This is a genomic window from Kocuria sediminis, from assembly GCF_009735315.1.
GTDB classification, from domain to species: Bacteria; Actinomycetota; Actinomycetes; order Actinomycetales; family Micrococcaceae; genus Kocuria; species Kocuria turfanensis.
The window spans coordinates 253,121-275,771 of the sequence record NZ_WOGU01000003.1; the positions used below are offsets into that span (position 1 = coordinate 253,121).

A 22,651-nucleotide genomic window follows, 5' to 3' on the forward strand; every position below is an offset into this window, starting at 1 on the left:
GACGCGGTCACGGCGGGGTCCTGGGCTCGCTATTCTGGACCCATGCCTTCCCACGACGACCGCACCGCCACGCCCGAGGACCGCCCCGCCCGCCGCCCCGGGGTCGACGTCCTCGGCGCCGCCGCGGTCGTGCTGGGCCTGGTCTGCGCGGTGTGCCTGGCGCTGCTGCTGGTGCTGAAGGCCGTCGGCGCGGACCCGTGGGACGGGTTGACGGTCATCCCGTGGTTCGTGCTGCCCGTGGCCTTCCTGCTCTTCTGCGCCGCCCTGGTGCGCTCCGTGCTGCGCCGGCGCCGGGCCTGACCCGTGGTCCCGGACGGACTGCTCCGGGACCTCGCGGCCCGCTCCCCCGGTGAGCTGGCCGCGCTGCTCGACGCGCGGCCCGACGCCGTGCGCCCCGGCACGACGACGACCGCCGAGCTCGCCGAGGCCCTGCTCTCCCGGGCCGGTCTGAGCCGGGCCGTCGACGAGCTCTCCCGGCCGGAGCTGGACGCCCTCGAGCGGGCCGTGGTGCTCGGAGCCCCGGACGGGCCCGCCGACCCGCTGCTGGCCGCCCCGCCGTGGGACCGGCTGCACCGGCTGGCCCTGGTCCACCGGGACGGGGACGCGCTGCGGCTCGTGCCCGGGGTGGCGGAGACCCTGGGCCGCTACCCCGCCGGGCTGGGCCGGCCGCACCGGGTGCTGGCGGCCCGGGCCGCACGCCTGCGCGGCGCCGAGCCGGCGGCCCCCGCGGCCCCCGCGGCCCCCGCGGCCCCCGCGGAGATCGTGCACTGGCCCGCGCCGGTGCGGGAGGTGCTCGAGCGGTTCCGGTCCCGCCCGGTGGGCCTGCTGCCGGACGCGCTGCGCCGCCCGGACCCGGAGGCCGACGCCGCCGCCCGGCCCGTGGACTGGCTCCTGGCCCGCGGGGTCCTGCTCCCGGTGGACCCCCGGCACGTCGAGCTGCCCCGGGAGTTCGGCCTCGCCCTGCGCGGGGGCGACCCCTGGTCCCGGTCCCCGCAGGAGGCGCCCCTGCCCCCGGCCACGCGGGTGCCCGACCGGCTGCGGGACAACGCCGCCGCGGCGGCCGTCGAGCAACTGCTGCGCCGGCTGGCCGCACTGCGCGCCGAGCTGCGCGACCGTCCCCTGACCACCCTGCGCGCCGGGGGGATCGGCGTGCGCGAGCTGCGCCGCCTGCGCACCACCCTGGCCCTGGAGCACCCGGAGCTCGTGCGCCTCCTGGGCCTGGCCGAGCTCGCCGGGCTCGTGGTCCTCGACCCGGACACCTCCGCGTGGCGGCCGGCCCCGGCGCCCTTCGAGGACGCCGGGCGCCCCGAGCAGTGGCGGCACGTGGTGAGCTCGTGGCTGGCCGCCGACGTCGTGCCCTCCGCGGTCGGCCTGCCCCTGGCCGACGGCACGGTCGTGGGGGTCCTCACCCGCGCGGCGCACGCCCCGGAGGCCCCGCCGGTGCGCCGGGCGCTGCTGCGGGCCCACGCCGCCCTCGCCGAGGCCGCCCCGGGAGGGCACGGCCCCGAGGACGTCCTGGCGCTCGCCCGGTGGCAGCGCCCGCGCCTGGCCCGCTCCCTGGACCGGTGGGGGCCCGGCATGCTCACGGAGGCGGCCGAGCTCGGCCTCGTGGGCGCCGACGCCCTCACCCCGGCCGGCCGCGAGGTCGCCGCGGGCCGCACCGAGGAGGCCGCCCGGGCGGTGGCCGGCTGGCTGCCCGCCCCCTCGCGGACGGTGCTGCTGCAGGGCGACCTCACCGCCACGGCCACCGGCTACCTCGCCCCGTCCGTGGCCCGCGCCCTGGGCGAGCTCGCGGACGAGGAGGGCCACGGCCCGGCGGCCCGGCACCGCTTCACCGAGCGCTCCCTGCACCGGGCCCTGGACGCCGGGTGGGACCCGGCGAGCATCCTGGCGTGGCTGGCCGAGCACGGCCGCGGCCCGGTGCCGCAGGCGCTGGCCTACCTGGTCGAGGAGGCCGGCCGGGACCACGGCCGGGTCCGGATCACCCGCGCCGACTGGGTGCTCACGGGTGAGGAGGACCTCCTCGAGGCCCTCGCCCGCTCCCCGCGCCTGGCGGGGCGCCCGCTGCGCCGGCCTGCCCCCGGGGTGCTCGTGGTCACCGGGGACGAGCCGGGTCCCGGCCGGCGCCGGGCCGGACCGGCGCACGAGGGCACCCTCGCGCAGCTCGTCGCCGCCGTGCGGGCCACGGGCACGGAACCGGCGGTGGAGGCCGCCCGGCCGGGACCGCCGCCGTCCGCCGGCGACACCGGCCCGCCCCCGCTGCCCCAGGTCCCCGCCCCGCGCCACCCGGCGCCCTCGGCCGAGGAGGTCGAGGACCTGCTGGCCCGCCTCACCGGCGCGGACGACGTCCCGCCACCGCCCGACCGCACCGACCGCACCGATCCCGGAGGAGAGCGCTGATGGGACCCCTCATCGTCCAGAGCGACCGCACCGTGCTGCTCGAGCTCGACCACGAGGACGCCGACGAGGCCCGCCGCGAGCTCGCCGCCTTCGCGGAGCTCGAGCGCGCCCCCGAGCACGTGCACACCTACCGGATCACCCCCCTGGGGCTGTGGAACGCCCGGGCCGCCGGCCTGGACGCCGAACAGGTGCTGGACGTCCTGCTGACCCGCTCCCGCTTCCCCGTGCCGCACGCCCTGCTCGTGGACATCGACGAGACGATGTCCCGCTACGGCCGGCTCGTACTGGAGAAGGACCCCGTGCACGGGCTCGTGCTGCGCTGCCACGACGCCCCCGTCCTGGAGGAGATCGCCCGGCACCGGAAGATCGCCCCGCTGCTGGGCCCGCGGATCGACGGGGAGACCACCGTGGTGCACGCGAGCGCCCGGGGGGAGCTCAAGCAGCTGCTGCTGACCGTGGGCTGGCCGGCCGAGGACCGGGCCGGGTACGTGGACGGCACGCCGCACCCCATCTCCCTGACGGAGACGGACCCCGTCTCCGGCGAGGCCTGGGCGCTGCGGCCCTACCAGCGCCGGGCCGTGGAGAACTTCTGGGCCGGCGGCAGCGGCGTCGTCGTCCTCCCGTGCGGCGCCGGCAAGACGTTGGTGGGCGCCGCGGCGATGGCGGCGAGCTCGACGACCACGCTCGTGCTGGTCACGAACACGGTCTCCGCCCGGCAGTGGAAGGCCGAGCTGCTGCGCCGCACCACCCTGACGGCGGACGAGATCGGCGAGTACTCCGGGGCGCTGAAGGAGGTCCGTCCCGTCACCATCGCCACCTACCAGGTGCTCACGGCCCGCCGCGGCGGGATCCACCCCCACCTGGAGCTGCTCGACGGCCACGACTGGGGTCTGATCGTCTACGACGAGGTGCACCTGCTGCCCGCCCCCGTCTTCCGGATGACCGCCGAGCTGCAGGCCCGGCGCCGGCTGGGCCTCACCGCCACCCTGGTGCGCGAGGATCACCGGGAGGGGGAGGTGTTCTCGCTGATCGGCCCGAAGCGCTACGACGCCCCGTGGCGGGAGATCGAGGCCCAGGGGCACATCGCCCCCGCGGACTGCGTGGAGGTGCGGGTGGAGCTGCCCGTCGGGGACCGGATGGCCTACGCCTCCGCGGAGGACGCCGACCGGCACCGCCTCGCCTCCTCCTCCCCGCACAAGCTCGACGTCGCGGCCCGCCTGGTGGCCCGCCACCGCGGGGAGCCGGTGCTGGTGATCGGGCAGTTCCTCGACCAGCTCGACGAGCTGGGCGCGCTGCTCGACGCCCCGGTGCTCAAGGGCAGCACGAGCACGGCCCGGCGGGAGCGGCTCTTCGCCGCCTTCCGGGCCGGGGAGCTGCCGGTGCTGGTGGTGTCCAAGGTCGCGAACTTCTCGGTGGACCTGCCGGAGGCCTCCGTGGCGGTGCAGGTCTCGGGCGCCTTCGGCTCGCGTCAGGAGGAGGCCCAGCGCCTGGGGCGGCTGCTGCGGCCCAAGCGGGACGGCCGCCCAGCCACCTTCTACACGGTGGTGGCCCGGGACACCGTGGACGCCGACTACGCCGCCCGGCGCCGCCGGTTCCTCGCCGAGCAGGGCTACGCCTACCGGATCCTCGACGCCGCCGACCTCGCCGCCTCCGGCGAACTCCCCGGGTAACAGCGAACTGCGTTCAGACGGCTCTCAGGGTGTTCCGAGAAAATGGGACCTGTGAAGAACGAGAACCCCGAAGCGAAACTGCTCGTCGTCGACGACGAGCCCAACATCCTCGAGCTGCTGGCCACCTCCCTGCGCTTCGCCGGCTTCGAGGTCGTCACCGCCGCCAACGGCCGTGACGCCCTCGCCAAGGCGGAGTCCGAGGACCCGGACCTCGCGGTGCTCGACGTCATGCTCCCGGACATGGACGGGTTCTCCGTGACCCGCAAGCTGCGTGCGGCCGGGCGGCACTTCCCCATCCTCTTCCTCACCGCCAAGGACGAGACGGAGGACAAGGTCACCGGGCTGACCGTGGGCGGCGACGACTACGTGACCAAGCCCTTCAGCCTCGACGAGGTGGTCGCCCGCATCCGGGCCGTCCTGCGCCGCACCCAGCCCGCCGAGGAGGACGACTCGCGGCTGCGCGTGGACGACCTCGTCCTCGACGACGACGCCCACGAGGTCTTCCGCGGCGACCGGGAGATCGACCTGTCCCCCACCGAGTTCAAGCTGCTGCGCTACCTCATGCTCAACCCGAACCGGGTGCTGTCCAAGGCGCAGATCCTCGACCACGTCTGGGAGTACGACTTCAACGGGGACGCCTCCATCGTGGAGTCCTACATCTCCTACCTGCGGCGCAAGATCGACAACGACCCCGAGCTGCCGCCGCTGATCCACACCAAGCGCGGGGTCGGCTACCTGCTGCGGTCCGCGCACAAGCACCACTGACCCGGCCCGGGATGCAGACCCTGTCCTCCCGGTGGCGCTCGGCGTCGCTGCGCTCGCAGCTGATGGTCCTCACGGGCGTGCTGCTGGCGCTGTCCATCCTGGTGACCAGCTTCGTGGCGATCTCGGTGCTGCGCACCTCGATGCTCAACGGCATCGACGGCGAGCTGCGCGACTCCGTCCGGACGGTCTCCTCGGTGCTGATCGCGGACCTGCAGGGCGAGGAGGGCGTGCAGGTCCCGCACGCGGGCTATCTGCTCGACGCCGACGGCACCGTGGTGGCCGAGGCCGTGAACACCCCGGACGGCGTGCACGGGTCGCGCCCGGACCTGTCGAGGATCGACCTCGACTACGTCCAGGAGCACCACCTCGAGGCGGCGACCGTGGGCTCCGTGGGCGCCCCGGACCGGACCTGGCGGGTGGTCACGGCCAAACCGCAGCAGCTGGACCTGGTGGTGGCCGTCGCGGAGCCGCTCGACGACACCAACGCCATGCTCAGCGCGGTGACGCTGCTGACGCTGAGCTTCGGGGTGGCGACCCTCTTCGCGGCGATGGCCGTCGGCTGGGTCCTGGTCACGCGCGCCTTCGCCCCGCTGCACCAGGTGGAGCAGACGGCCGCCCGGATCGCCGAGGGCGATCTCTCCCAGCGCATGGAGGGCTACAACCGGCAGACCGAGATCGGCCAGCTCTCCGCGTCCCTGAACACGATGCTCGGCCACATCGAGGACGCCTTCGAGGCCCGCACCCGCTCCGAGGGCAAGCTGCGCCGGTTCGTGGCCGACGCCTCCCACGAGCTGCGCACCCCGCTGGTCACCATCCGGGGGTACTCGGAGCTCTACCGGCACGGCGCCCTGCAGAAGCCCGAGGACGTGGGCAGCGCGATGGCCCGGATCGAGTCCGAGGCCAAGCGGATGACGCAGCTCGTGGAGGACCTGCTGATGCTGGCCCGCCTGGACGAGCGGCGCCCCGCCGAGAACGTCGACGTGGACCTGCTCCACCTCGCCTTCGACGCCGCCGGCGACGCCCACGCCTCCGACCCGGACCGGCGGGTCGAGGTCGTCGGCCTACAGGGCGCGGCGCCCGTCTCGGCCTGGGTGCACGGCGACGAGTCGCGGCTGCGCCAGGTCGTGGCCAACCTGGTGACCAACGCCCTGCGCTACACCCCCGACGGCAGCCCGATCGAGATCGCGGTGGGGGTGGAGCGCTCGGTGGACGAGACCTTCAACGCCGTCCTGCAGGTGCGCGACCACGGCCCCGGCATCCACGGACCGGACGCGGAGCGCGTGTTCGAGCGCTTCTACCGGGCCGACTCCTCCCGCACCCGCGAGACCGGCGGCACGGGCCTGGGGCTGTCCATCGTGGCCGCGATCGTCCAGCAGCACGACGGCACGGTCCGCCTGACCGAGACGCCCGGCGGCGGGGCCACGATGACCGTGCGCGTGCCGGGCATCGAGCGGGCCGACGACGCCCCGGAGGTCTGAGCGGGCCGCTCAGGACTCCTCGGTGCCCTGGTGGAAGCGCAGCTGCCAGGGCCCGAGCTCGGCGCGGGAGTCCTCCCGCACCCACAGCGAGCTGCGCAGGCTCGCGCGGTCCCCCGCGACCAGGCGGTAGACCAGGTGCACGGCCGCGGGACCGAGCTCCGTGGCCGACAGGACGTGCACGTCCGCCGGGCCGAGCCCCGGCTCGCGGGAGAGCCGGTCGAGGACCTCCGCCCGGGAGCACCACGTCCCCGAGGCGCCGATCTCGGCGAAGGACTCGTGGAGCAGCTGGCCGAGCCGGCCGGCGTCGGCGCGGACCTCCGGGCGCAGCAGGTCCCGCTCGAGGGCCTGGACGGTCTCCGCCGCCGACCGGCCGCGGGCCAGCTCCTCCTCGTGGGCGAGCAGCTCGCTCAGCAGGTCGGGGTCGTGGCGGTCCTCCAGCGCCTCGGGTGCCGGGGCGCGGCCCGCCGCGGACGCACGGTCCGGGGCCCCGGTGCGGTCCGGGGAGGCGGTGCGGCCCGGGGAGGCGGCGCGGTCCCGCACGCTCCCGACGGCTGGGGCCGGGGCGCTTCCGGCGCCCGGGAAGCCGGGCCCCTCCGGCGCCGGCCGGCCGGTCTGGAAGGCGGTGGCGACCGCGCGGGCGCGGGCGTCGGCGGCCTCGTTGAGCTCGTGGCCGGCGTGGCCCTTGACCCACTCGAAGCGCACGTCGCGCCCGGCCATGGCGGCGTCCAGGGAGCGCATGAGCTCCACGTTCAGCACCGGCTTGCCGTCCTTCTTCTTCCAGCCCTTCTTCTTCCAGCCCGGCATCCACTTGGTGATCGAGTTGATGACGTACTGGCTGTCGCACAGCACCCGCAGGGGCTCCTCGGGGCGGTGGGCCGTGGACTCGAGCAGGTCGAGCACGGCCTTGAGCTCTCCCATGTTGTTGGTGCCGTGCGGCCAGCCGCCGGCCCGCCAGGTGTCGTCGTCGATGTACCAGGCCCACCCGGCGGGGCCGGGGTTGCCCAGGGCGGAGCCGTCGGCGGCAGCAGTGATCGTCATGGCGTCCATCTTTTCACGGCCCCGGCCGCGCCCCGGACCGCGCTCAGTCGGTGGGGTCGTCCTCGAGACGCTGCTGGGCGACGTCCCGCACCCCGTCGACCCCGGAGAGCTGCACCGCGGCCGTGCGCAGGTCGGTCTTGCCCTCCAGGCGCAGCAGCAGCTCCACCTCCGGCTGCCCCGGGCCGCCGATCCGGCGGCTGGAGACCACGGAGGCGCTGAGCTGGAGCTCCTCGACCACGGCCAGCACCTCCCGCAGCACCCCGTGGCCGTCCGCGTAGCGCAGGCGCAGCCCCTGCGGCGCCACCATGCGCGGCAGCCGGCGGGACAGCGGCGTCAGCGCCACGGCGGAGAGCAGGTGCAGCCCGGTCGCGGCGACCGCCAGAGGCACCAGCCCGGCCCCGCAGGCCATGCCGATGGCCGCCGAGAGCCAGATGCTCGCGGCGGTGGTCAGCCCGTGCACCACGTCCCGGTTGGTGAAGATCACCCCCGCCCCCAGGAAGCCGATGCCGGTGACGATCTGGGCCGCCACGCGGGAGGGGTCCGGGCCGGCGTCGATGCCCGGCAGCGCCCCGAAGCCGTAGGCGGAGACCAGGGTGAACACGGCCGAGCCCGTGCCGACGAGGGCGTGCGTGCGCAGCCCTGCGCTCTTGCGCCGCAGCCGCCGCTCCAGGCCCACGAGGCCGGTGAGCCCGAACGCCGCCACCACCAGGGCCAGCTGGACCGGGACCTGGTCCCAGTCGACGAAGTCCATGGCCGCTCCTCCCCGCGTGGTGACTCGATTGAACACCAAGTCCGCGGTCCGTGGAACGGGAGGCCGCGGCGGGCCGGGGAACGGCGACGGGCCGGGCGCCCCGGAAGGGGTGCCCGGCCCGTGCCGGATGCGTGGGTCGCACGCTCGACGGGTCAGCCGTCGATCACATCATGCCGCCCATGCCGCCCATGCCGTCGTCGGCACCGGCGCCGGCGCCCGCGGGCTCCGGCTTGTCGGCCACGACGGCCTCGGTGGTGAGGAACAGCCCGGCGATGGACGCCGCGTTCTGCAGCGCCGAGCGGGTGACCTTGACCGGGTCGTTGATGCCCGCGGCCATCAGGTCCTCGTACTCGCCGGTGGCGGCGTTGAGGCCGTAGCCCAGGTCCAGGCCGCGGACCTTGTCGACGACCACGCCGGCCTCGAGACCGGAGTTGATGGCGATCTGCTTGAGCGGGGCGTCGATGGCGACCTTGACGATGTTCGCGCCGGTGGCCTCGTCGCCGGTGAGCTGCAGCTTGTCGAACGCCTTCTGGCCGGCCTGGATCAGGGCCACGCCGCCGCCGGCGACGATGCCCTCCTCCACGGCCGCCTTCGCGTTGCGCACGGCGTCCTCGATGCGGTGCTTGCGCTCCTTGAGCTCGACCTCGGTGGCGGCACCGGCCTTGAGCACGGCCACGCCGCCGGCCAGCTTGGCCAGCCGCTCCTGCAGCTTCTCACGGTCGTAGTCCGAGTCCGAGTTGTTGATCTCGGCGCGGATCTGGGCCACGCGGCCCTCGATCTCCTCGGCGGTGCCGGCGCCGTCGACGATGGTGGTCTCGTCCTTGGTCACGACGACCTTGCGGGCCTGGCCCAGCAGGTCCACGGTGGCGGTCTCCAGGGAGAGCCCGACCTCCTCGGTGATGACCTGGCCGCCGGTGAGGATGGCGATGTCGGCCAGCTGGGCCTTGCGGCGGTCGCCGAAGCCGGGGGCCTTGACGGCCACGGACTTGATGGAGCCGCGCATCTTGTTGAGCACCAGCAGCGCCAGGGCCTCGCCCTCGACGTCCTCGGCGATGATCAGCAGCGGCTTGCCGGCCTGCATGACCTTCTCGAGCACGGGGACCAGGTCCTTGACCGCGGAGATCTTGGAGTTGACCACGAGGATGTAGGGATCCTCGAGGACGGCCTCCTGGCGGTCGGCGTCGGTGACGAAGTAGCCGGAGAGGTAGCCCTTGTCGAAGCGCATGCCCTCGGTGAGCTCGAGGTCCAGGCCGAAGGTGTTGGACTCCTCGACCGTGATCACGCCCTCCTTGCCGACCTTCTCCATCGCCTGGGCGATGAGGCGGCCGATCTCGGGGTCGCCGGCGGAGATGGACGCGGTGGCGGCGATCTGCTCCTCGGTCTCGACCTCCTTGGCGGAGGCCAGCAGCTCCTCGGTCACCGCGGCGACGGCCTTCTCGATGCCGCGCTTGAGGCTCAGCGGGTCCGCGCCGGCGGCCACGTTGCGCAGGCCCTCCTTGACGAGCGCCTGGGCGAGCACGGTGGCGGTGGTGGTGCCGTCGCCGGCGATGTCGTCGGTCTTCTTGGCGACCTCCTTGACGAGCTCGGCGCCGATCTTCTCGTAGGGCTCCTCGAGCTCGATCTCCTTGGCGATGGACACGCCGTCGTTGGTGATCGTGGGGGCGCCCCAGGCCTTCTCGAGGACCACGTTGCGCCCGCGCGGGCCGAGGGTGACCTTGACGGCGTCGGCCAGGGTGTTCAGACCCCGCTCGAGACCGCGGCGTGCCTCTTCGTCGAAAGCAATCATCTTTGCCATGTGACTTCGTCCCTCCTGGACGGTAGACAAACGGTCGACCTCCACGGTGCCCGCGACGGACGGCGCGCACGGCGGCGGGCTCTTCCCGACGCCGCACGGCACCTCACCGTGGTGGTTGAGGTGTCACTCCTGTGCCGGTGGCTGCCCGGGCCGGGCCGGGGACCGACCCCTTAGCAGTCCGCACGACTGAGTGCTAATCGCAATCTTGGCACTCGTCCGGGGAGAGTGCAAACCCCCCCTGAGCCGGTGTCGCTCAGCCCTGCCACTCCTCGCGCAGCAGGCCGTAGATCAGCCGGTCGTAGTACTCGCCGCCGACCTTGCGGGCCCGGCGGAGCCGGGCCTCCTCGGTGAAGCCGAGCTTCACGGCCACCCGGCACATGCCCGCGTTGCCGCTCCAGGTCTCGAGATCCAGCCGGTGGGAGTCGGAGCGGGCGAAGAGGTGGTCGATCCACAGCCGCATCGCCTCGGTGCCGTAGCCGCCGCTCCAGTGCTCCGGGGAGTAGACGGTGATGCCCAGCGAGCGCAGCGGCAGCAGGTGCGTGCCGGTCCCGGGGTCCTCGGTGGGCTTCTCCGACCAGTACCAGGACACCTGCCCGATGAACCGGCCGGTGGCGGCGTCCGCGATGACCATGGTCTCCCGCGGGTCCGGCCAGTCCTGCGCGGCCACGTGCGCGCGCAGGACGGAGAGCCAGCGCTGGGCGCCCTCGGCGGTGAAGTTCGGGTAGAACGGCCCGTCCGTGCGCTGCCACTCGTGCTCGCCGCCGCCCTCGGGCGGCATGATCCACCGCTCGTACGCGGCGAGGTCCTCCTCGGTCCAGTCACGGAGGTGGACTCGGCTGCCTGCGATCTGCACGGTGTTTCCTTCCGGGGCGTGGGGAGTCGGGGAGCGGGGCCGGGTGCCCGGGTCGAGGGCGGCGCCGGTCAGGGCTGCGGGGACGAGACGGCCGGGGCGGGTGCCGTGTCCCCGGCGCCCTCGAGGAACGCGTACGCCCCCACGCCGAGGCTGAGCAGACCGGCCACGACGATGGCGGCCAGCTCCCCCGCGCCCACCCGGGCGGTCGGCCGCAGACCGCGGTGGGCGCCCTGGCGCGGGCCGTCCTCGGGGACGTCGTCGAACTCGTCGCGCGGGTACTGGCTCATCCGAGGTCCCCGCGCTGCCGGCGCAGCCGGCCCACGAGCATCGGGTCGTGCTCGAGGGCGGCGCGGCTGTCGATCAGGACGTTGAGCCGCTGGTAGTAGTGGGTCGGGGACAGACCCAGGCGGCGCCGGATCTCCATCTCCTTGGCCCCCTGGTACTTCCACTGCAGGTTCTCGATCGCCAGGATCTCCCGGTCGGTCTCGTCGAGCCCGGAGCCGGCCCCGGCCGGCGGCCCGGCGGGCGTCGCGTCCGCCCCGGTCGGCTCCCCCGCCGCGGTGTCCGGCCCCGCCTGCTCCTCCGCCGCGGCGTCCTCCCCGGGAGCGGCGTCCTGCCCGCTCATCGGGACTCGACCCTCGGCCGCAGGGAGACGGTGGTGAGCTGCGCGTCCTCGCCGGCGTCCACGACGGCGCGCACCGCCGCGGCCACGGACTCGGGGCGGATGTAGCGCTCGGGCACGTACTCGTTGCCCAGACCGGCCTGGATGTCCCGCTGCATCTGGGTGTCCACGGGCCCGGGGTGCACCGAGCTGACCACGATGCCGTCGGCCTCGAGCTCCTGGCGCAGGGAGTCGGCGAGCGCGCGCAGGGCGAACTTCGACGCCGCGTAGACCGCGTCCCCGGCGCGTGCGGTGAACCCGGAGCCCGAGTTGAGGAACACCACCGTGCCGCGGGTCGCACGCAGGGCGGGCAGCAGGAGCCGGGTCAGCTCCGCGGGGGCCACGACGTTGAGCTCGAGCTGACCCCGCCAGTCGTCCACCGAGGCCGCCGCCACGGTGGTGCGACCGGCGCGGGCCGCCGAGTGCACGAGGACGTCGACCCGGTCGAGGCCCTCCAGCGCATCCGGCAGCCGGGCGAAGTCGGTGAGGTCCGCGGCGCGGACGGTGACGTGGGGCAGCTCCGCCAGCTCGGCGAGACGGGCGGGCTCGCGGCCCAGGGCCACGACGTCGTGGTCCCGGGCCAGGTCCGCCACGCACGCGCGGCCGATGCCTCCGGTGGCCCCGGTGACGACGGCGACGGGTCGGGGATCGGTTGCGCTCATGCGCCCACTCTAACCAGTCCCCCGCCGGTCCGGCCCGCCCCGGGCCGAACCCACCGGCACGGCGGCGGCCCCGGTATCCTGGCCCGCAGCCGACCACGCGGAGGACCCCATGGCAGCCGACCCCGAGACCTCCGGGGGCCCCGGCGAGGACCCGGACGGCGCCGGGAAGCCGTCCTCGCCCACGCAGATCACCGGGCTCTCCTGGAGCTACGTCCTGCGCCGGACCGTGCACGAGTTCCGCCGCGACGAGTGCACGGACTCGGCGGCGGTGCTGACCTTCTTCGCCGTGCTCTCGGTCTTCCCGGCGCTGCTCGCCGTGGTCTCCCTGCTGGGGGTGGTCGGCCAGGCCGAGGAGACGGTCGGGACCATCCTCCGGCTGCTGCACGAGTCCGGTGTGCCGGCCGAGGCCGTCGCCGTGCTGGAGGGACCGATCCGCGAACTCGCCGAGTCCTCCGCCGCGGGGCCGGCGCTCGTCACCGGACTGGTCGGGGCGCTGTGGACGGCCTCGGCCTACGTCCGGGCCTTCGGCCGGTCGATGAACCGGATCTACGAGGTCGAGGAGGGCCGGCCGTTCTGGAAGCTCTACCCCCTGATGGTCGGGGTCACGCTGGTCCTGGTGGCCCTGGCGGTGGGCATGATGCTGGTCGTGCTGCTCTCCGGGCCGGTCGCCGAGCGGCTCGGCGAGCTGGTGGACCTGCCCGGGAGCACCCTGCGGCTGTGGCAGGCGGCGCGGGGGCCGGTCGTGCTGGCACTGCTGTCCTTCGTCGTGGCCCTGCTCTACTCCACCACCCCGAACGTCCGGCAGCCCCGGTTCCGGTGGCTCGGCATCGGCTCGGTGACGGCGATCGTGGTGATGGCCGCCGCGACGGCCGGCTTCAGCTCCTACGTCTCCCGCTTCGGCAACTACAACACGACCTACGGCGCCATCGGCGGTGTGATCGTGCTCCTGCTGTGGATCTGGATCATGAACACCGTGCTGCTCGCCGGGGCGGAGTTCAACGCCGAGACGGAACGGGCCCGCCGGCTCCAGGCGGGGATCGCCGCGGAGGAGGACCTGCTGCTGCCCCCGCGTGACGTCCGGGCCGCACGGAAGCTGCGGCAGAAGGAGCAGGCGCTGGTGGAGGAGGGCCGCGACCTCCGCCGCCGGCACACCGATCCGGGCCGTCCCGGGGCCGGCGGCCCCGGACGTCCGGCCTAGAGTGGTGCCCGGTGGGGACACGCCTCCCCTCCCGGCCCCGCCGGCCACAACTCCGCCGGCCACCACCCCGACGCGCGACGACCCGCACACCCACACCGGCACCCACACCCGCATCGACACCGACGCCGACACCGAGGAGCACCGTGAGCGAGCCCCAGCCCCTGGACACCATCATGGCCCCCGACTGGGCCGAGGCCCTGGCCCCGGTGGAGCCGCAGATCCGGCAGATGGGCCGGTTCCTGCGCGAGGAGCACGCCGACGGGCACCGCACCCTCCCGGAGGGCTCGGCGGTCTTCCGGGCCTTCCAGGACCCGCTGGAGCAGGTGCGGGTGCTGGTCGTCGGACAGGACCCCTATCCCACCCCGGGCCACGCCATGGGCCTGTCCTTCTCGGTGCAGCCGCACGTGCGCCCCGTCCCCCGCTCCCTGCAGAACATCTACAAGGAGCTGCGGGACGACCTCGGCATCGACCCGCCCGAGCACGGGGACCTCTCCGCGTGGTCCCGGCAGGGCGTGATGCTCCTGAACAGGGTCCTCACCGTGCGCGAGGGCGTCCCGGCCTCCCACCGCGGCCGGGGCTGGGAAGCGGTGACGGAGCGGGCCATCCAGGTCCTCGCCGCCCGTGAGCACCCGCTCGTGGCGATCCTGTGGGGCAACGACGCCCGCAGCACCGCCAAGTGGCTGGACGGGTACCCCACGGTCGAGTCCGCCCACCCCTCCCCGCTGTCCGCCTCCCGCGGCTTCTTCGGCTCCCGGCCGTTCTCCCGCACCAACCACCTCCTGGAGGAGCAGGGCACGGACCCCGTCGACTGGCGGCTCTGAGCCCCGGGCCCGTTTAGGGTGGAGCACATGACGACGACGCCCGGGGCCGCTCCCGCACGCCCCCGCAAGCCCCAGCTGAACCTCACGGTGCGCCGGCGCGAGCAGCTGTCCCCGTCGATGGTCCGAGTCGTCCTGGGCGTCGACGAGCCGGAGCGATTCCAGGACATCGCCCCGCCGGAGAAGTACGTCAAGCTCGTGTTCCTCGGCCCGGCCGCCGAGCACGCGATCACCGAGCACGCGGTCGCGGGGCACCCGGTGGCCGGGGCTTCCACCCCGGGGCGGAACCCGGACTACTGGGCCCTCAAGGAGTCCCTGCCGCCCGAGCACCAGCCCGTGACCCGCCACCTGACGATCCGGCGGTGGATCCCGGAGCGGGCCGAGCTGTGGATGGACTTCGTGCTGCACGGCGACGAGGGCTGGGCGGGACCGTGGGCCGCCCGCGCCGAGCCCGGGGACCGGATCATCGCCCTGGGCCCGGGCGGCCGGTGGACGCCGTCGGCGGAGGCCGCGTGGACCCTGATCGCCGCCGACGACGCCGCGATCCCCGCCGCGCTCGCGGTCCTGGAGGCCCTGCCGGCGTCCGCGCGCGGCGAGGTGGTCCTGGAGGTGGACTCGCCCCGCGAGGTGCTGCCCGTCACGGCGCCGGCCGGCATGGCGGTGCGCTGGGTGTTCCGTCAGGACGCGGCCGGCGGCGTCCCCGCGCTCGTGCGGGCGGTGCAGGAGGCCGGCTGGCCCGCGGCGCCGGAGGGCGTGCAGGTCTTCGCCCACGGGGAGCGGGAGGCCATGAAGGCCCTGCGCGACGAGCTCTTCGGGCGCCGGGGCCTGCAGCGCGACCAGGTCTCGCTGTCCGGCTACTGGGCGCGGGGCCGCACCGAGGACGTGTTCCAGGCGGAGAAGAAGCTGCCCGTCGGCAAGATCCTCTGACGCGCTCCCGGGCACCGCCGCCCGGAGCCTCAGCGGCGCCGGTTGCGGCGCGTGCTCGTGCCGTTGAGGTGGCCCACGAAGGGCCGCATGAGGTACTTGCCGAGCACCACGCCCGAGGCCAGGGCCACGATGGAGGCCATCGCGTTGACGAGCCCCACGATCCCGGGCCCGTAGCTGTCCGTCTCCACGGTGAGGGTGTACAGCCCGCGGAAGATGGACAGCCCGGGCAGCAGGAAGGTCATCGCGGGGATCGCCAGGATGAGCTGGGGAATCCGGTGCCGGGCCGCGAGGACGGTCGCCACGCACCCGCTGGTGACCGCCGCGAGCGCCGTGTCCAGGCGGGCGCCCAGGTCGGCGGCCATGCCCGCGTGGTAGACCGCGAGCCCGCCGAGGGCCGCCACCGTGGTGGACAGCACGTGCCGGGGCTTGGCCTGCATCGTGACCGCGATGAGGCCGGTGCCGATCAGCATGAACCCCGCGTTGGTCAGCGGCCCCACGGGGTCGAAGGCGCTCTGCGAGACGTCGACCCGGGGCATCCCCGCGTAGCCGGCGACGGAGATGCCTCCCGCGATGCCGGCCACGAGTCCCAGGAACGCCATGGAGGTGGACAGCAGGCGGCCGGCGGCCGTGACGGGGAACCCGTTGATCGCGTCCTGCATGGTGGAGACCATCCGGGTGGTGGGCAGGAGCAGGATGATCCCGCCCGCGATGACGCGCGCCGGGGACAGCTCCAGGCCCGACCAGGACAGCAGCAGCGCCATGGTGGTGAGGATCCCGGACTGGGCGGCCATCGTGAAGAACTCCGGGATCCGCCAGGCGCCCAGCCGGTGGGCGACGAACTGGTTGAGGACCGAGGACAGGCCGGCGACGAGCGCGCCCAGGACGCCGCCGCCGATGCCCACGGTGATGGCCATCGCCGCGGCCGCCGTGGCCGTGCGCACCATCCACCGGGGATAGGGCTTGGGCTTGACGTTGATCGCCTCGAGCCGCCGCTCCGCCTCCCCGCGGGGCATCTCCCCGCCCGTGATGTCGGTGACCAGCTGGTGGGTCTCGGCGAGCCCGGCGTAGTTGTCGGTCCAGGACCGCACGACCCGCATCACCGTGTGGCTGTTGGTGTCGGGGTCGTTGAAGACGTCCTCGCGGGTGCGGGTGTCGTCGCCGCCGGTGCTGTCGTCGGCGATGTAGTTGATGGTCACGGCCTGGTTGGTGATGTCCACCTCGACGTTCTCGACCCCGTAGGTCGCGCACACCGCGATGATGGCGTTCTCGACGTCGAGGGCGTCGGCGCCGTAGTGGAACATGGTCTCCGCGAGCCGCAGCGCGAAGTTCAGGGTGCGCCGGGCCTCCCGGCTGGTGGACTCCCCGAACCGGCGCAGGTTGGCGAACGGTGAGGCGCTGAGCCGTTCCACCACGCGCATGGGGGCGGTCGGGGCCGCCTCCCCCTGCAGCATCGAGCGCAGCCGGGAGCGCCCGCCGGGCCGGGTGCCCTGGGCGCGGGTGGAGGGGTACGCGCCGCGCTGCATCCGGTCGGCGCTCTTGCCCGGGGCCGGGACGGGGCCGATCGTCGTGGTCTCCGGGCGGGAGACGGGGCCGGTGTCGGTGCGCCGCCGGCGCCGGGCCGACGTGGTCTGCGGCGCCGTCTGCGCGGCGGAGAGCAACTCCCGGCGCTTCTCCGGCTCGGGGGTGTCCCCGTACTGGCGGATCAGGCGGGTGCTGAGCACGGGCAGCGCCTGCGGGGCGTCGGGCACCACGTCGGCGGCGGCGTGGCCTGCCCGGCGCCGGGCCAGCAGGGCCTGCGCCTCCGTGGGCCGCACGAGCGGGACCCCGGCACCGAGCAGGGCGACCGGGCGCGCGGCCCCGGTGAGGGTCGTGTCCCCGCCGGGGCCGAACGGTTCGACGACGTATGCGTCGGGCTCCTCGCCGCCGTCGGAGGAGGGGTAGGCGGCGAACGGACGCAGAGGGGTGCGCTGGTCGGTCACCAAGCGGCGCTCCTCCTTCCTGGGGCGGGGGGCGGGGCCGGGTGGGCGGGGACGGGTCAGTAGAAGGGCTGTCCCGTGCGCCGGACCCACAGCTGGCGCTGGACCTTCTCGGCCACGTTGGTCCACACGGCGTACTTGGCCGGGCTCAGCACCTGGTCGTGGACGCCCACGAAGTCGACCACGGACTTGGTGAAGCTCGTCTTGAACAGCCCCAGCCCGTAGTAGGGGTGCTCCTTGTCCTTGAGCCGGTCGCTGGGCGGGGTGCCGCAGAAGTCGTACTCGACGATCCCGTGCTCGCGCATCAGGTCCGTGATCGCCGTCCACTGCAGCAGGTGGGAGTCGCCGTACTGCCGCCGCCGGGGCTTGGAGCCGCCGTCCTTGTACGTGCCCTTCGTCCCGTAGGCGATCACGTAGGCGCCCACGGAGGGCTCGCCGTCCTCGTAGGTGAAGTAGAGCCGGCCCTGGCCGGCCTGCTCGAAGGCGGTCCAGAACTTCGCGTAGTACTCGTAGGAGCGCAGGTTCACGTTGGCCTCGCCCTGGCCCACGGTGTCCATGAGCGCGTACATCCGCCGCATGTTCTGCTCGGTGAGCTCCACGCGCTCGACCGTGCAGCCCTCGCGCAGCGCCCGTCGGACCGCGTTGCGTCCGCGCGAGTGCAGGGACTTCAGGACGGCCTCCTCGTCCCGGTCGGTGGCGAGGATCGCGGTCGAGTCGTTGGGCTGGATGTCGAAGGACTTCTTCAGCCCCGCGCGGGCGAGCACGCCCTTCGCGTAGTCGGAGTCCAGCACGTCCGGCTCGATCTTGATCGCGAAGACGTTCAGCCGCTGCGCGGCCACCAGCCGGGCGTTGGCGGCGGCGATCCCGGGGATGTCGTCCACGGAGGCGACGTCGGGGCCCTTGATCATGTACCACAGGCGGCCCAGGGCCGGCACCGTCTTCTCGAGGACCAGGTTGTAGGAGGCCTTTCCGCCGCCGACGGGCTCGTGCACCAGGTGCAGGGGGCGCCAGCCGTGGTCCGCCTTGACCTCCGCGAAGGACGCGGACTGCAGGAGGTTGCCGCCGTGGGGGTTCGCCGTGACGTGGGCGTCCCAGTCGGCGATCTCCTGGTCGGTGGCGAAGCGTGCGGTGAACTCTCGCAAGGCTCTCTCAATCGTCGGAGGGGTCGGGGGGCCGGGCCGGGAGCGGCCGCGGGGCCGGCGGGAACCGGCCCGAGCCAGTCTAACCGCGCAGGCCTGAGCCGGTTCTGAGCCGCGCTCCCCGCGCCGGGCACGGCGCGGATCGCGCCCGGACAGCACGGGCCAGGTGCCGCCCGGACAGCACGGCGCCCGCCCACCGGAGGGTGGGCGGGCGCCGTGGCTGTCGGTGCGGCGAGGCCGGCTACTCGGCGTCGTGGTCCGTCTCGAGGATGCGCACGAGGTTCTCGAGCGCGTCCTCGGCGCCCTCTCCCTCGGCGCGGAGGACCACCTTGTCCCCCTGGCCGGCGCCGAGGGACATCAGCGACAGCACGCTGGAGGCGTCCATGGCCTCGTCCGCGGGCTCGCCCTCGGCGGCGATGGTGATCTCGAGGTCGTACTCACCGGCCGCCTCGGCGAAGATCGCCGCGGGGCGGGCGTGCAGGCCCACGGAGGATGCGATGGTTGCGGTGCGTTCTGCCATGGTGGTTCTCCTTCGGTGTGCGGGGTCCTGGGTTCGGGGCCCCGGTGGGTGGTGTGGTGGCGGCCGGTGCGGCCGCCGGTCAGAGGCCCAGCTCGGCGAGCACGCTGAGCTCCGTGCGCACGGCGGCGGCGGCCTCCTCGGCGCTGGGCTGCTGGACGGCGAGCGCGGCGAGGGCCTGGGCGGTGCCCATGTCCACGCTGCGCAGGACGGCGGCGACCGGGGCCAGCCCGCGGGCGCTCATGGACAGGGTGTGCACCCCGAGGCCCACGAGCACCACGGCGAGCGCGGGGTCGGCCGCGGCCTCCCCGCACACGCCCACGTTGCGCGGCCCGGCGCCCTCGGCCTCGGCCTCGCGGGCGCCCTCCACGGTGCTCCGGACCATCCGCAGCACCGCGGGCTGCCAGGGGTTGTTGAGCTCCGCGAGGGAGCCCATCATCCGGTCGGCGGCCATCGTGTACTGGGTCAGGTCGTTGGTGCCCAGGGAGACGAACTTCACGTGGCGCAGGATCTGGTCGGCGGTCACCGCCGCGGACGGCGTCTCGACCATGACCCCGGGCACCCGCAGACCGGCGGCGGCCGCCATCCGGGCGAACTCCTGGGCCTCGGTGGTCGTGGCGATCATCGGGGCCATGACCCACACCTCGGCGTCCGTGGCCTCCTCCGCCCGCGCGATCGCCTCGAGCTGCCGGGCGAGCACGCCCGGCACCGCACGGTCCGTGCGGTAGCCGCGCACCCCCAGCGCCGGGTTCGGCTCGGAGGTGTCGGTGAGGAACGGCAGCGGCTTGTCCGCCCCGGCGTCGAGGGTGCGCACGACGACCTTCTTGCCCGGGAAGGACGCCAGGATCGCGGTGTACTGCTCGACCTGCTCCTCGACCGAGGGCTCCTGGTCGCGGCCCAGGAAGCAGAACTCGGTGCGCAGCAGCCCCACGCCCTGGGCCCCGGCCGCGGCCGCCGCCCGGGCGTCCTCGGGGGTGCCCACGTTGGCCAGCAGCGGGATCTCGGTGCCGTCGGCGAGCACGCCGCGGCCGTCGAAGCCGCTGCGCGCGGCTGCGCTGCGCACCCAGGCCTCGACGAGCTCCAGCTCGTCCGCGCCGGGCTCCGTCCGGATCTCCCCGGTGGCCCCGTCCACGTAGACCTCGGTGCCGTCCGGGACGCCTTCGATGTCCCGGGCGGCCACGATCGCGGGCAGCCCGAGGTTGCGGGCGAGGATGGCCGTGTGGGACTGCGGGCCGCCGCCGGAGGTGACCAGGGCGAGCACCTGGGAGGGGTCCAGGGTCGCGGTGTCCGCCGGGGCGAGGTCCTCCGCGGTGAGCACGAACGGCTCCTCCCGCTGCGGGATGCCCGGCATGGGCAGGCCCTGCAGCTGGCACACGAGCCGCGCCCGGACGTCCTCGATGTCCGCGGCGCGCTCGGCCATGTACCCGCCGAGGGCGCGCATCTGGTCGGCGTAGTCGCTCGCGGCCTCCCACAGCGCCCGCTCGGGGGCGAGCCCGCGTCCGGTGATGAGCTTCGCCGCGTTCTTCAGCAGCGCCTTGTCCCCGGCCATGAGCGCGGTGGACTTCAGCACGTCCGCCGCGTCCTTCTCGGTGGCGGCCTCGGCCCGCCGCTTGAGCTCGGCCTTGACCGCGGCCGCGGCCTCCTGCAGGCGCGCCACCGCCGCCTCGGGCTCCTCGTCCCGGAGGCTCAGGCCCGCGGCCGGTTCCGCGACGGGCTTCGGCATGCTCACGAGCTCGCCGATGACCCGGCCCGCGCACACTCCCACGCCTGTCAGTGTCTGCATGGTGTTCCTCTTCCTCGAGAAAAAGCTGGTCGGTCAGCGCACGGGGCCCCGGCCGGGGCCCCGTGCGCATCGCTCAGGCGGTGGTCGGCACGGCGGCGGCGTCCTCGCGCGAGCGGGTGGCGTCCGCCACGCGCCCGTGCGCACCGCCCACGTGCTTGAGGGCGACGACGATGCCTGCTGTGACCACCGTACCGACAACCACCGAGAGCAGGAACATCAGCGGGTTGCCGATCACGGGCAGGATCCAGACGCCGCCGTGCGGGGCGGCGGAGGTCACGCCGGTGGCCATGCTGATCGCGCCGGCCACGGCCCCGCCCACCATGGAGGCCGGCAGCACGCGCAGCGGGTCGGCCGCGGCGAAGGGGATGGCGCCCTCGGAGATGAAGGACGCTCCCAGCAGCCAGGCGGCCTTGCCGTTCTCCTGCTCGGCCACGGTGAAGTAGCGCTTGGCCACCGTGGAGGCCAGCGCCATGGCCAGCGGGGGCACCATGCCGGCGGCGATGACGGCGGCCATGATCTCCTGCGGAGCGGTGTTCACGGCCGTCGCGGCACCCAGGCCGGCCGCGGCGAAGGTGTAGGCCACCTTGTTGATCGGACCGCCCAGGTCCGCGCCCATCATCAGGCCCAGGATCGCGCCGAGCGCCAGCGCGCTGGCGCCGGTCATGCCGTTGAGCACCTCGGTGAGCCAGGCCATGAACGTGGCGATCGGACCGCCCAGGACCAGCAGCAGCAGGCCGGCGGAGAAGATGGTGGCCAGCAGCGGGATGATGACCACCGGCATCAGCGAGCCGAGCCAGCGCGGCAGCCGCGGCTGCGCCAGCCAGTAGGCGGCGAGACCGGCCAGGAGGCCGCCCACGATGCCGCCGAGGAAGCCGGCGCCCATGAAGTTGGCGACCAGGCCCGCGGCGAAGCCGGGGGCGATGCCGGGCCGGTCGGCGAGCCCGTAGGCGATGTAGCCGGCCAGGGCGGGCACGAGCAGGCTCATCGCCAGGTTGCCCATCTTGAACAGCACGGCCCCGATGTACTGGGCGAGGGTGAACTCGCCCAGGTTCCAGATGGTCGAGCCCGTCAGGACGTCGTCGGCGATGTTGGCGATGTCCGCGCCGGCGACCATGAAGCCGAAGGCCATGAGCAGACCGCCCGCGGCCACGAACGGGATCATGTAGCTCACGCCGGTCATCACGGCCTTGCGGATGCGGGTCCCCCAGCCCTCGCGGCCGCCGGAGGCCTCGGCCTCGTCGGCGCCGCCGGCGGCGCCCTGCACGCGCTTGGCGTTCGGGTTCTCGGCGTTGGCGAGCGCCTCCTCGATCATGACCTTGGGCTCGTCGATGCCCCGCTTGACCGGGGAGGCGACGTAGGGCTTGCCGGCGAAGCGGGAGCGGTCCCGGACGTCGACGTCGGTGGCGAAGATCACCGCGTCGGCCGCGGCGATCGTGGCCGGGTCGAGCTTGGTGAAGCCCGCGGAGCCCTGGGTCTCGACCTGCAGGTCGACCCCCATCTCCTCGGCCGCGTAGGTCAGCCCGTCCGCGGCCATGTAGGTGTGGGCGATGCCGGTGGGGCAGGCCGTGACGGCCACGATCCTCCGGCGCGCCGGTCCTCCGGCGGCCGGAGCGCTCTCGGCGGGCTCCGCCGTGGCCGGCTGCGCGTCCTGCGTGCCGGGCCGGGACTCGACGGAGGCCGGCACCGCCGCGGCCGCCGTGGAGCCGGCGGTGGCGCCGGCGGCCGCGCCGGCCTCGGGGGCCGGGCTCAGGCCCAGCGCGTCGTCGACGATCCGCACGATCTCCTGCTCGGAGCGGGCCGAGCGCAGGGAGGCCACGAAGTCCTTCTTCATGAGCGACCGGGCGAGCTTGGCGAGCAGCTTGAGGTGGGTCTGGTCGGCGCCCTCGGGCGCCGCGATGAAGAAGACGATGTCGGCGGGGCCGTCCTTGGCGCCCCAGGGGACGCCCTCGGCCAGGCGGGCCATGACCAGGGTCGGCTCGGTGACGGCCGCGGAGCGGCAGTGCGGGATGGCGATGCCGCCGGGGATGCCGGTGGCGGTCTTGTTCTCCCGGGCGATGGCGTCGGCCAGCAGCCCGTCCAGCTGCTCGGCGCGCCCGGTGCGCTGCACCAGGGCGGCCAGCTGGCCGATGACGGTTTCCTTGTCCCCGCCCAGGTCGCGGTCGAGCGAGACCAGGTCGGGGGTGATGAGCTCGGACACTGTGTCCTCCTTGAGCGGCCGGG

General features: G+C 74.5%; 20 protein-coding genes. 8 read left to right on the forward strand and 12 right to left on the reverse strand.

Annotation, left to right across the window (positions count from 1 at the left end; translation table 11 throughout):
- Positions 1-42 precede the first annotated feature (42 nt).
- Genes GMA12_RS05450 through GMA12_RS05470 form a run of 5 tightly spaced genes read left to right on the forward strand, consistent with a single transcriptional unit; the run spans position 43 to position 6,313 of the window.
- Positions 43-300 (forward strand): hypothetical protein, encoded by a 258-nt coding sequence (locus tag GMA12_RS05450; protein WP_156267907.1) that lies wholly within the window; start codon positions 43-45, stop codon positions 298-300.
- A 3-nt stretch (positions 301-303) separates the two neighbouring features.
- On the forward strand, positions 304-2,400 hold the full coding sequence (locus GMA12_RS19510) for a helicase-associated domain-containing protein (RefSeq protein ID WP_156267909.1): 2,097 nt from the start codon (positions 304-306) through the stop codon (positions 2,398-2,400).
- Positions 2,400-4,070 carry a DNA repair helicase XPB gene (locus GMA12_RS05460; protein WP_156267911.1) on the forward strand — a complete coding sequence of 557 codons (1,671 nt, stop codon included), beginning with the start codon at positions 2,400-2,402 and terminating at the stop codon, positions 4,068-4,070. Before GMA12_RS19510 ends, GMA12_RS05460 begins: the two co-directional genes overlap by 1 nt.
- 42 nt (positions 4,071-4,112) lie before the next feature.
- Positions 4,113-4,835: a response regulator transcription factor gene (locus GMA12_RS05465; protein WP_156267913.1), complete on the forward strand. Its 723-nt coding sequence runs from the start codon at positions 4,113-4,115 to the stop codon at positions 4,833-4,835.
- 11 nt (positions 4,836-4,846) lie between these two features.
- Positions 4,847-6,313 carry a sensor histidine kinase gene (locus GMA12_RS05470; protein WP_156267915.1) on the forward strand — a complete coding sequence of 489 codons (1,467 nt, stop codon included), beginning with the start codon at positions 4,847-4,849 and terminating at the stop codon, positions 6,311-6,313.
- Between the two features lie 9 nt (positions 6,314-6,322).
- Here GMA12_RS05470 and GMA12_RS05475 read toward each other — a convergent pair whose 3' ends face one another.
- From GMA12_RS05475 to GMA12_RS05505, 7 genes are all read right to left on the reverse strand, one after another.
- Positions 6,323-7,351: an RNase H family protein gene (locus GMA12_RS05475; RefSeq protein ID WP_156267917.1), complete on the reverse strand. Its 1,029-nt coding sequence runs from the start codon at positions 7,349-7,351 to the stop codon at positions 6,323-6,325.
- Positions 7,352-7,394: 43 nt separating this feature from the next.
- Positions 7,395-8,102, reverse strand: coding sequence for an MgtC/SapB family protein (locus GMA12_RS05480; protein ID WP_156267919.1), 708 nt, complete (start codon positions 8,100-8,102; stop codon positions 7,395-7,397).
- A gap of 163 nt (positions 8,103-8,265) precedes the next feature.
- Positions 8,266-9,897, reverse strand: coding sequence for a chaperonin GroEL (groL, locus tag GMA12_RS05485; RefSeq protein WP_156267921.1), 1,632 nt, complete (start codon positions 9,895-9,897; stop codon positions 8,266-8,268).
- Between the two features lie 253 nt (positions 9,898-10,150).
- Entirely contained in the window at positions 10,151-10,750 is a 600-nt protein-coding gene (locus GMA12_RS05490; RefSeq protein WP_162459508.1) for a GNAT family N-acetyltransferase, read from the reverse strand.
- A 68-nt stretch (positions 10,751-10,818) separates the two neighbouring features.
- A complete protein-coding gene (locus tag GMA12_RS05495) occupies positions 10,819-11,037 on the reverse strand; it encodes a hypothetical protein (protein WP_156267925.1) in 219 nt (72 codons plus the stop codon).
- Positions 11,034-11,375: a DUF3263 domain-containing protein gene (locus tag GMA12_RS05500; protein WP_156267927.1), complete on the reverse strand. Its 342-nt coding sequence runs from the start codon at positions 11,373-11,375 to the stop codon at positions 11,034-11,036. Before GMA12_RS05500 ends, GMA12_RS05495 begins: the two co-directional genes overlap by 4 nt.
- Positions 11,372-12,073 (reverse strand): SDR family oxidoreductase, encoded by a 702-nt coding sequence (locus GMA12_RS05505; protein WP_156267929.1) that lies wholly within the window; start codon positions 12,071-12,073, stop codon positions 11,372-11,374. Before GMA12_RS05505 ends, GMA12_RS05500 begins: the two co-directional genes overlap by 4 nt.
- A 109-nt stretch (positions 12,074-12,182) precedes the next feature.
- Here GMA12_RS05505 and GMA12_RS05510 point away from each other — a divergent pair, with 109 nt between their 5' ends.
- The 3 genes from GMA12_RS05510 to GMA12_RS05520 all read left to right on the forward strand — a co-directional run bounded on the left by GMA12_RS05510 (position 12,183) and on the right by GMA12_RS05520 (position 15,016).
- The gene (locus GMA12_RS05510) at positions 12,183-13,271 is read left to right on the forward strand and encodes a YihY/virulence factor BrkB family protein (protein ID WP_156267931.1); all 1,089 of its coding nucleotides are present in this window, start codon (positions 12,183-12,185) and stop codon (positions 13,269-13,271) included.
- 143 nt (positions 13,272-13,414) lie between these two features.
- Complete coding sequence (locus tag GMA12_RS05515) at positions 13,415-14,092, forward strand: uracil-DNA glycosylase (protein ID WP_162459509.1); 678 nt, start codon at positions 13,415-13,417, stop codon at positions 14,090-14,092.
- A gap of 27 nt (positions 14,093-14,119) precedes the next feature.
- Positions 14,120-15,016 (forward strand): siderophore-interacting protein, encoded by an 897-nt coding sequence (locus tag GMA12_RS05520; RefSeq protein WP_156267933.1) that lies wholly within the window; start codon positions 14,120-14,122, stop codon positions 15,014-15,016.
- 29 nt (positions 15,017-15,045) lie between these two features.
- Here the strand turns inward: GMA12_RS05520 and GMA12_RS05525 are convergent, their stop codons facing one another.
- The 5 genes from GMA12_RS05525 to GMA12_RS05545 form a co-directional block, all read right to left on the reverse strand.
- The gene (locus GMA12_RS05525) at positions 15,046-16,995 is read right to left on the reverse strand and encodes a threonine/serine exporter family protein (protein WP_370830348.1); all 1,950 of its coding nucleotides are present in this window, start codon (positions 16,993-16,995) and stop codon (positions 15,046-15,048) included.
- Between the two features lie 56 nt (positions 16,996-17,051).
- Positions 17,052-18,134 (reverse strand): lipid II:glycine glycyltransferase FemX, encoded by a 1,083-nt coding sequence (locus GMA12_RS05530; protein ID WP_156267937.1) that lies wholly within the window; start codon positions 18,132-18,134, stop codon positions 17,052-17,054.
- Positions 18,135-18,372: 238 nt separating this feature from the next.
- Entirely contained in the window at positions 18,373-18,651 is a 279-nt protein-coding gene (locus GMA12_RS05535) for an HPr family phosphocarrier protein (RefSeq protein ID WP_062736419.1), read from the reverse strand.
- A 79-nt stretch (positions 18,652-18,730) separates the two neighbouring features.
- Positions 18,731-20,431 carry a phosphoenolpyruvate--protein phosphotransferase gene (gene ptsP, locus GMA12_RS05540; RefSeq protein WP_156267939.1) on the reverse strand — a complete coding sequence of 567 codons (1,701 nt, stop codon included), beginning with the start codon at positions 20,429-20,431 and terminating at the stop codon, positions 18,731-18,733.
- A gap of 73 nt (positions 20,432-20,504) precedes the next feature.
- The gene (locus GMA12_RS05545; RefSeq protein ID WP_162459510.1) at positions 20,505-22,628 is read right to left on the reverse strand and encodes a PTS fructose transporter subunit IIABC; all 2,124 of its coding nucleotides are present in this window, start codon (positions 22,626-22,628) and stop codon (positions 20,505-20,507) included.
- Positions 22,629-22,651: the final 23 nt, after the last annotated feature.